This window comes from Betaproteobacteria bacterium (assembly GCA_016720925.1).
Taxonomy (GTDB): Bacteria; Pseudomonadota; Gammaproteobacteria; order Burkholderiales; family Usitatibacteraceae; genus UKL13-2.
On sequence record JADKJR010000039.1, the window covers coordinates 77194 to 86246 of the forward strand.

Below are 9053 nucleotides of genomic sequence, written 5' to 3' on the forward strand. Positions count from 1 at the left end.
CTGAAGCTGAAACCGAATATGCTGGAGGCAATGCCGGAGGTTTCCGAAAACGGCACGGTCTACACCCCGACCTGGCCTACACCATCAAGCGCCTGTTCGACGTCAAGACCAAATCGCCTAACTTGCATTACATCGACGGCACCATCGCCGGCATGGAAACACTGAAGCAGAAGCAGCGCGAGACCGGCAAATTCGATTACGACCTGCCGGTGGAAGGCTTCCAGCTGCTCGACCGCTATACGCTGCGCATCAAGCTCACCAAGTCCGATTACAACTTTCTCTACCAGCTGGCGTCGGGCAATGTTTCCGCCATCGTCGCGCGCGAAGTCGTGGAGAAATATGGCGACGACATCATGGCGCACCCGGTCGGCACCGGGCCGTATCGCCTCACCGACTGGCGACGGTCGTCACGAACCACGCTTGAATTCAATCCGAATTTCCGCGAGGAATACTGGGACGCCGAGCCGCCAGCCGGCGACGCGCGCGCGCAGGAGACCTATAACAAGCTGAAGGGCAAGCAGCTGCCGCTGATTCATCGCATCGAGTTTCATGTGGTGGAAGAAACCCAGCCGCGCTGGTTGGCATTCCGCAACGAAGAACACGATTACATCGACCGGGTGCCGGCCGAGTTCGCCAACATCGCCTTCCCGGGCAACAAACTCGCCGCCGACCTGGCCAAGCGCGGTGTGCAGATGAATCGCACGCCGTCGATGGAAGTGACCTACGCCTATTTCGGCATGGAGAACCCGGTCGTCGGTGGCTACACACCCGAAAAAATAGCGCTGCGGCGCGCGGTCGTGCTGAGTTACAACCACAACAAGGAAATCAGCATCCTGCGAAACCATCAGGCGATACCGGCGCACAGCCCGATCGGGCCGGGCGCCTTCGGCTATGAGCAGGATTTCCGCACCACGGCCAACGATTACGATCCGGCGCGCGCCCGCGCACTGTTGGACATGTACGGTTATGTCGATCGCGACAATGACGGTTTCCGCGACAATCCCGACGGCACACCGCTGGCCATTGAAATGGCATCGTCGCCCACGATGCGCGACCGGCAATTCGACGAAAACTGGAAGTCCAGCCTGGAAGCGGTCGGACTGCGCATCAACTTCAAGAAAGCCAAATGGCCGGACCTGCTCAAGGAATCACGTGCGGGGAAACTCATGAGCTGGCGATTGGCGTGGGGTGCGGCCTATCCGGACGCGGATGCGTTTTTTGTGATGCTCTACGGTCCCAACAGCGGGCAGGCCAATCACGCCCGGTTCCGTAACGCCACCTTTGATCGCCTGTACGAAAAGGCGAGGACGCTGCCGCCTGGTCCGGAGCGGCAGGCGGTATATCGGGAAATGAACCGCATATTCCTGACCCTGGCGCCGTGGCGGCTGGGCGCACATCGCATGGACACCGATCTCACCCAGGCCTGGGTGGTGGGTTACCAGCGCCATCCGATCTTGCGCAGCGTGTGGAAATACATCGATATCGATGTGCAGAAGAAAAAGGCGATGGGCAAGTGAGGCTGCTGCACGTCGCGCTGTTTGCGGCTGCTTGCGCTGTTCGTGGGCATTTCCCAGCGAGCGGCTGCGACCGTGCCAAAAACCATACGCATTGCATTCATGATCGCCGAGACGACGTTCGATCCGGTGGTCGCCTCGGATCTGTATTCGAACACCATCAACGAAGCGATCTTCGATCCGCTGCTGACCTACGATTTTCTGGCCCGGCCGGTCAAGCTGGTGCCGAATACGGCCGCCGCGCTGCCGGAGATCACGGACGAGGGCAAGTCTATACCTTCCGCATCAAGCCTGGCATCCATTTTCGCCGACATGCCGCGTTCGGCGGCAACCAAGCGCGAACTGACTGCCTATGATTACGCCTACACCCTGAGACGGCTGTTTGACCCGAAAAACCGCTCGCCGTGGCTCTGGTATGTCGAAGGCAAGATCATCGGTGGCGATGAGGCCGCCGCCGCTGCGCAAGAAAAGCGGCAAGTTCGATTACGACCAGCCGATCGCCGGCATCGAAACACCAGACCGATACACGCTGCGTATGCGGCTCAAGGATACCGATTACAACTTCATCTACATCTTTGCCACCGCCCAGACCGGCGCCATGGCGCGCGAGGTGGTGGAAAAGTACCAGCCGGACCCGGGCAGCCACCCGGTCGGCACCGGGCCGTTCCGCCTGGCCGAATGGAAGCGTTCGCACAAGATGGTGCTGGAGGCGAACCCCGGCTACCGCGATGCGTTTTACGAGGCGGAACCCGGAGCCGACACCATCATGCAGGCATCCCAGCAGATGAAAGGCAAGAAACTGCCGCTGGTGCAGCGGGTGGAAGTGACCGTGGTGGAGGAATCGCAACCGCGCTGGCTGGCGTTTCTCAATGCTGAAACCGATTACGCCAATACGCCGGTCGAATTTGTCGGCAGTGCGTTTCCCGGCGGCAAGCTGGCGCCGAATCTCGCCAAACAGGGAATCAGGGGCCAGCGGCATGTCGAGCCCGATCTCGTATACACGTACTTCAATCTCGATCACCCGGTGGTCGGTGGCGTCACGCCCGAAAAGATCGCGCTGCGCCGTGCGATTGCGGACGGCGTACAACTATCACGAGGACATCAACATCATTCGCAACGGCGGCGCGATCAAGGCGGAGTCGCCGGTGCCGCCTGGCGTGCAGGGCTATGATCCGGCGTTCAAGACTGCGCAATTGACATACGACCCAGCGAGTGCGCGCGCATTGCTTGACCTGTACGGCTACACCGATCGCGATGGCGATGGCTATCGCGAAACGCCGGACGGCATGCCGCTGGTGATCGAGCTGGCCTCGAGCCCGATACCACTTCAAGCAGTTTCCAGGATTGTGGAAAAAATCTGGACGCCATCGGCATCAGGTTGACCTTCAACGTCGCCAAATGGCCGGACCTGAACAAGCAGGCCAAGCTCGGCAAATTGCAGATGTGGCAGGTGTCCTGGGGCGCGGATTATCCCGATGCCGAGAACTTCCTGCAGAACCTGTATGGGCCGAATACCGGCAGCGGCACCAACTACGCGCATTTCCGCAATGCGCAGTTCGATGCGCTGTATAACCGTGCCAAGAAGATGCCGGCTTCGCCCGAGCGCACGGCGCTCTACAACGAAATGAACCGGCTGGTGGCGGCCTACGCGCCCTGGTTGCCGCAAATCCACCGCCTGCGCAATGAGGTCTCGCACCCCTGGCTGGTGGGCTATTCCGGCATCCCATCATCAACGCGCCGTGGCTGTATCTGGACATCGACGAAGCAAGCGGGGACAGTGGCACTAGAGCGGTGGCCGCTGCAGGGTTGGCGCCCGGGGGGGGGGGAAAGGGGGGGGTGGGGGGGGGGGGGGGGGGGGGGTCGGCGGAGTATAATCGCCGATTTGTTTTTCCCGCATACAAGAGCTTGCGTCATCCGTTGCGTCTGTACGCGCATCCTTTTCAGGAAGCGTATCGCGAGCCGGGCGAGCCGCCCTGGTCCGCTATTGCTGGGCACACCGTCACGATTGCGGACGCGACCGAAAAGAAATCGCTGCGCTACGCCTTCCGCACCGCCGAGACCGGCTTCGACCCGATGAAGGTCTACGACCGCTATTCGGTCGGCATCATCGAGAACATTTTCGAGTCCCCGCTTACCTACGACTGGCTGGCGAGGCCGGTCAAGCTGGCGCCGCAACTGGTCGAGTCGATCCCGGTGCCGGAGGAAAACGGCACCCGCTATACCCTGCGCTTCAAGCGCGGCATCTACTTCGCCGACGATCCGGCGTTCAAGGGCAACGCCGCGAATTGATCGCCAAGGACATGGAATACGCCATACGCCGCTTTCGCGATCCGGCCAATCGCTCGCCGTACGAGTGGCTGTTCGAGAACAAGGTGCTGGGCCTGGACGAGGCGGCCGAAAAGGCCAAGAAAGAAGGCAAGTTCGATTACGACACACCGATCGAGGGCCTCAAGGTGCTCGACAAATACACGCTGCAGATTCGCCTGCGCTCGCCCGACTACAACTTCCTGTATTTCCTGGCGATGCCGAACGTGGTGCCGATCAGCCGCGAGGTGATCGAAGGTTACAAGGACGACACCATGGGCCACCCGGTCGGCACCGGTCCCTATCTGCTCAAGGAATGGACCCGCCGTTCCAAGATCGTGCTGGAGAAAAATCCCGGCTATCGCGGCCATACTCTGTCCACCGAGTTTGCCAATGCCGATGACCCGTGGGACCGCGAGGCGATCAAGGCGCTGGCCGGCAAGACGCTGCCGCTGATTGACCGGGTGGAAATTTTCCCGATCGAGCAGGAGCAGCCGCGCTACCTCGCCTTCATCAATTTCGAACACGACTTCCTCGAGGAAACACCATTCGAGTTCGTCGAACAGGTGTTGCCAAACGGCAAGCTGGCGCCCAATCTCGCCAAGGCGCGGCGCCACTGTATTCCGCGAAGAGCAGATGGAGTTCACCTACGACCTGTTCAACATGAACGACCCGGTGCTGGGAGGCCTGACCCCGGACAAGGTGGCGCTGCGGCGCGCGATGGTGCTGGCGCACGACCGGGGGCAGGAGATCGACATCATCCGCCGCAAGCAGGCGATTCCGGCGCAGTCGCCGGTGCCGCCGGGGGTGGTGGGGTTTGACCCGGCATTCAATTCCTCGACCTGGCTGGACTACAACCTGCCGCGCGCCAAGGCGCTGCTGGAAATGTACGGCTACACCGACCGTGACGGCGACGGCATCCGCGAGGCGCCGGACGGCAAGCCGATGCAACTGACTTACAAATACAACTCGGGCTCACAGGACCAGCGCCAGCTGGCCGAGCTGTGGGCGAAATCGCTGACGGCGGTCGGCATCAAGCTCGATACCATCGCGGTCCAATTCGCCGACATGCTCAAGGACAAGCGGGTGGGCAAGTTCCAGATGGCGAGCTCGGCCTGGATCGCCGACTATCCGGACGCGCAGAATTTCCTGCAGCTGTATTACGGGCCCAATATCGGCCAATCCAATGAGGCGCGTTTCAAGCTGCCGGCCTATGATGCGGCTCTACGACCGGTCGCTGACCCTGCCGGACAGCCCCGAGCGCAATCAGGTTTACCGGGAAATGTATCGCCTGCTGCTAAGCTACGCGCCTGTTCGCCTCGGCGTGCATCGCATCTTCAGCCATATCCTTTACCCGTGGGTGAAGGGCTACAAGAAACACCCGATCCTGTACACCAGTTTCCGTTATCTCGATATCGATGTCGCGGCCCAAACGGGCGGCGATGCAATAGCTTGTTCAAGGTTTTCAAAATAGGGAGGCCGAATGCTAGCCTATGTAATAAGACGACTATGGCAAATGATCCCCACGCTGGCGGGGGTCGTATTGCTGATTTTTTCCTGTTCAATGCGGTCGGCGGCGACCCGGCGCTGGTGCTGGCCGGCAAGATCTCCAACCAGGAACAGATCGACAACATCCGCAAGCAGCTCGGCGTCGACCAACCCTACCTGGTGCAGCTGGGCTATTTCGTTGAAGCGACCGGTTCCTGTACCTACAAGACTTTCCGACCCACGGGCGAACAAGGCGAGGGCAAGGCCGTGCCCTCGTGCGTCCGGCGACCAAAGGAGGTTCAAAATCTTCCTCACCCGGCTCGGACCGACCCTGACCATCATGCTGCCGGTGCTGGTGCTGGAAACGGTGCTCGGCGTGATTCTCGCCATCGGCGTCGCCTACGTGCGCGGCACCATCACCGACCGCGCCATCATGATGGTCTGCACCGTCGCGATGTCGATCTCGTTCCTGGTCTATATCATCGTCGCGCAGTACTACTTCGGCTTCAAATGGGGCATGTTCCCGGTGCAGGGCTGGACCGACAGCTTCTGGAAGAACCTCACGCTGTACGCGCCGCTGCCGATCATGCTGGCGGTGTTCGTCGGCCTGGCGCCGGCGCTGCGGCTGTATCGCAGTTTCTTCCTTGACGAGATCAACCACGACTACGTCCGCACCGCGCGGGCCAAGGGGCTAGGCGAACGCACGGTAATGATGAAACATGTACTGCGCAATGCCATGATCCCGATCCTGACCAACATCGGCATCGCGCTGCCCGGCATCTTTGTCGGCTCGTTCCTGCTGGAGACGTTCTTCTCCATCCCCGGCCTCGGCCGCGAAATCCTGGTGGCGGTCAACCGCTCCGATTTCCCGGTGATCAAGGCGGCCACCGTCTACCTCGCCATGATCACGATGATCATCAACCTCGCTGTCGACGTGATGTACAAAGCCGTCGATCCGCGTGTCACGTTTAAATAAGGAGCGAGCGATGAGCGCTGTTCTGACGAAAACCCGCCGCACCGTGGCGGCCCGCTGCATCAGGCCTCACCCGGACTGTGGACGCTGGCCTGGCGGCGCCTCAAGCGCGACAAGGTGGGTATGGTGTCGCTGGCGATCGTGATTTTCTTCCTGCTGATGATGGCGGGATCGTATACCGGCCTGGTGGCAAAGAACTGGTCCAAGGAAGTCGGCGTCTCGTACGCCAACCCCGGCTTCCTGGCCGGCGCCGAAAACCTCGAGGCCAGCAACACTGCCTCGCCGGAGGCCAGCAAGGTGCCGTATGTCGACTTGTCGGACATCGACCCGCTGGCGCCGCGCTACAAGGAATGGGAAGAGCGCACCGCCAAGATCAAGGTGACCGAAACGCCGCGCGCGGACACGCTGCTGTTCGGCGGCGACAAGTGGGGCCGCGATGTGCTGCAGAAGGCGGTAAAGGGCGCCGAGACCTCGATCTTCGTCGGCCTGGTGGCAGCGCTGCTGGCTACATTCATCGGCACCGTGCTGGGCGCCATGTCGGGCTACATGGGCGGGAAGACCGGCGACACGCTGGAATGGTTCTACAACGTCTTCACCTCCATCCCCTACATCCTGCTGATCCTGGCCTTTGCCGCCGTGTTCAAGCGCGGCCTCGATACCATCATCTTCATCCTGGCCTTCACCGGCTGGACCGGCATTTACCGCCTGGTGCGCGCCGAGTACATCAAGCATGCATCGCGCGAATACGTGAAGGCCGCGCAGGCAATCGGCGCAACCCACACGCGTCGCATGTTCGTCCATATCCTGCCCAATGTCTCGCACGTCTGCCTGGTGCAGTTGTCGCAGCACGTGGTGCAGTTCATCAAGGCTGAAGTGATCCTGTCCTTCCTCGGCCTCGGGGTGCCGGTCGATTCGGTTTCCTGGGGCACCATGCTGGCCGAGGCGCAGTCGGAGCTCGTCATCGGCAAGTGGTGGCAGCTGGCGGCGGCGGGTATTTCAATGGCGATACTGGTGACGGCGTTTTCGATGCTGACCGATTCGCTGCGTGATGCGCTCGATCCCAAGATCAAATAAGCGCGGCCCGCCAAATGGAAAACATCCTCGAAGTCAAAAACCTCAGCGTACAAGTTCCGCCTTGACGGCGGCACCATTTTGAAGCGGTCAAAGGCGCGTCATTCGACGTTCCCACGCAACTCCACCGTGGCGCTGGTGGGCGAATCAGGCAGCGGCAAGTCGGTGTCGGCGATGTCGATCGTTCGCCTGTTGCCACGCGAGCAGGCATCATTTCCCCCGACAGCGAAGTACTGTTCAACGGCGCAACCTGCTCAAGCAAACCGACGCGCATGCGGGCCATCCCGCGGCAAGGAAATCTCGGTCATCTTCCAGGAACCGATGACGTCGCTGAATCCGGTGTTCACCTGCGGCGATCAGATCGCCGAAGTATTGCGCCTGCATACCGGCATGAGCAACAGCCAGGCCTGGAAGCGCGCCGAGGAACTGATGAACGAAGTTGGCATCCCCAATCCGAAGCTGCGCATGCGCTCGTATCCGCACGAAATGTCCGGCGGGCAGCAGCAGCGGGTGATGATCGCAATGGCGATCGCCTGCGAGCCCAAACTGCTGATCGCCGACGAGCCGACCACCGCGCTGGACGTGACCATTCAGAAGCAGATTCTCGACCTGATCGCCATGCTGCAGGAAACGCACCACATGTCGGTGCTGTTCATCACCCACGACCTCGCGGTGGTGGGCGAGATCGCCGACCACGTGGTGGTGATGCAAAGCGGCGAAATCAAGGAAAGGGCCGGCCCAGCATTTTCGAAGGCGCCACAGCACCCGTACACGCAAGGCGCTGCTGACGTGCCGCCCCAGCGTGAGCAAGCGGCCGATGCGACTGCCGGTGATCGACGATTTCATGGGTACGGCCGGGTTGCAGCCGAGCACCTGGCGCAACGCAAGCGCGGCTACGCTGAAGGCGACCAGATCGTCCTGGAAGTAAACCTGTCAAGCATTTCCAGCTGAAGGAAGGCCTGTTCAAGAAACGCGACGTGCCGGCGGTCAAGGATGCCTCATTCAAGCTGGCCCGCGGCAAGACGCTGGGGCTGGTCGGCGAGTCCGGCTCAGGCAAGACCACGGTCGGCCTGACCTTGATGCGGTTGCATGACGCCGCCGGCGGCGAAGTGCTGTTTGACGGCGTCGACCTGCTCAAGCTGTCGAGAAAGACTTCATGAAGTACAAGCGCCGCATTCCAGATCGTGTTCCAGAACCCGTATGCGTCGCTCAATCCGCGCTTCACGGTCGGCCAGATCCTGATGGAACCGATGATCATCCACAGCATCGGCAAGGACGAGCAGGAGCGGGTGCAGATGGCGATGGCGCTGCTGAAACGGGTCGGCATGCCGGAAGTGTCGTTCTACAAGTATCCGCACGAGTTTTCGGGCGGCCAGCGCCAGCGCATCGCCATCGCGCGCTGCCTGACGATGAAGCCCGATGTGCTGATCTGCGACGAATCGGTGTCGGCGCTGGACGTCTCGGTGCAGGCCCAGGTACTGAACCTGCTGCAGGACCTGCAGGACGAATTCCAGATGAGCTATATCTTCATCTCGCACGACCTCGCGGTGGTGAAGTACATCTCGGACCAGGTGATGGTGATGTCGGACGGCGATGTGGTGGAAGTGGCTAATTCCGACGACATCTACCTCAATCCGCAGCAGGAATACACCAAGAAGCTGCTGGGCTCGATTCCCCAAAGGATGGCAGGAATCGGTGGCGGC

At 61.1% G+C, this 9053-nt stretch carries 7 protein-coding genes and 2 pseudogenes; all 9 read left to right on the forward strand.

The window, feature by feature from the left end:
- Nucleotides 1–71: 71 nt before the first annotated feature.
- The 9 genes and pseudogenes from IPP88_25290 (at nucleotide 72) to IPP88_25330 (ending at nucleotide 9053) form a co-directional block, all read left to right on the forward strand.
- Nucleotides 72–1517, forward strand: a complete 1446-nt coding sequence (locus IPP88_25290; GenBank protein ID MBL0125828.1) for a bicyclomycin resistance protein — start codon at nucleotides 72–74, stop codon at nucleotides 1515–1517.
- A gap of 412 nt (nucleotides 1518–1929) precedes the next feature.
- Nucleotides 1930–2685, forward strand: a complete 756-nt coding sequence (locus tag IPP88_25295) for a hypothetical protein (protein MBL0125829.1) — start codon at nucleotides 1930–1932, stop codon at nucleotides 2683–2685.
- Entirely contained in the window at nucleotides 2579–2896 is a 318-nt protein-coding gene (locus tag IPP88_25300) for a hypothetical protein (GenBank protein ID MBL0125830.1), read from the forward strand. Before IPP88_25295 ends, IPP88_25300 begins: the two co-directional genes overlap by 107 nt.
- 523 nt (nucleotides 2897–3419) lie before the next feature.
- Nucleotides 3420–3803: a hypothetical protein gene (locus IPP88_25305; GenBank protein ID MBL0125831.1), complete on the forward strand. Its 384-nt coding sequence runs from the start codon at nucleotides 3420–3422 to the stop codon at nucleotides 3801–3803.
- An 11-nt stretch (nucleotides 3804–3814) separates the two neighbouring features.
- Nucleotides 3815–4639: a hypothetical protein gene (locus IPP88_25310; GenBank protein ID MBL0125832.1), complete on the forward strand. Its 825-nt coding sequence runs from the start codon at nucleotides 3815–3817 to the stop codon at nucleotides 4637–4639.
- Between the two features lie 395 nt (nucleotides 4640–5034).
- Nucleotides 5035–5292, forward strand: coding sequence for a hypothetical protein (locus IPP88_25315; GenBank protein ID MBL0125833.1), 258 nt, complete (start codon nucleotides 5035–5037; stop codon nucleotides 5290–5292).
- A gap of 9 nt (nucleotides 5293–5301) precedes the next feature.
- Nucleotides 5302–6282 (forward strand): annotated as a pseudogene (locus IPP88_25320) (ABC transporter permease).
- A gap of 120 nt (nucleotides 6283–6402) precedes the next feature.
- Complete coding sequence (locus tag IPP88_25325; protein ID MBL0125834.1) at nucleotides 6403–7353, forward strand: ABC transporter permease; 951 nt, start codon at nucleotides 6403–6405, stop codon at nucleotides 7351–7353.
- A 126-nt stretch (nucleotides 7354–7479) separates the two neighbouring features.
- Nucleotides 7480–9053 (forward strand): annotated as a pseudogene (locus IPP88_25330) (ABC transporter ATP-binding protein).